The sequence below is a fragment of the Haloferax sp. Atlit-10N genome (genome assembly GCF_003586325.1).
Classification (GTDB): Archaea; Halobacteriota; Halobacteria; order Halobacteriales; family Haloferacaceae; genus Haloferax; species Haloferax prahovense.
In genome coordinates, this window is record NZ_PSYX01000191.1 from 1 (window position 1) to 434 (window position 434).

A 434-nucleotide genomic window follows, 5' to 3' on the forward strand; every position below is an offset into this window, starting at 1 on the left:
AGAGCGGTGGTGGCTCAGGGAGCAGGACAGCGGAACGATGGGCCTCGATTATCCGAACGTCTGTAACACTGCCGGCGCGCTGGCGTCGATTATCGCCCTGTACGCTGCCTGGCGTCGTCGGCCGGTCAGCGCTGCAGTCGCAACGGTTGCGATGGGGGGATTGAAGCTCTGGTGGCTCCGCGAACTCGTCCAGAAGTACGACGCGCGGCAGGGAGAGACCAACGGACATAGGTAGGGTAGTGGCTGCCTGTTCGCGTCCGACAGGGGCCTGCGGATGCGACCGCAAAAGAGGAATGTCTCTGTCGGTCGTCAGTACTGGTGGAGCGGCTGCTGGCGGATCTTGGCTCGCAACTCCCCAATAGAGGGATCGCCGTCCCCGCCGTACTGCTGTGTCACCGAGTGGACCTCCTCGCGGGAGATCTTGACGTTGCCCT

General features: G+C 63.6%; 1 pseudogene. It reads left to right on the forward strand.

What is annotated here, in order from left to right:
- Positions 1-235, forward strand: a pseudogene (locus C5B91_RS21825) (hypothetical protein); the annotation flags it as partial.
- Positions 236-434 lie beyond the last annotated feature (199 nt).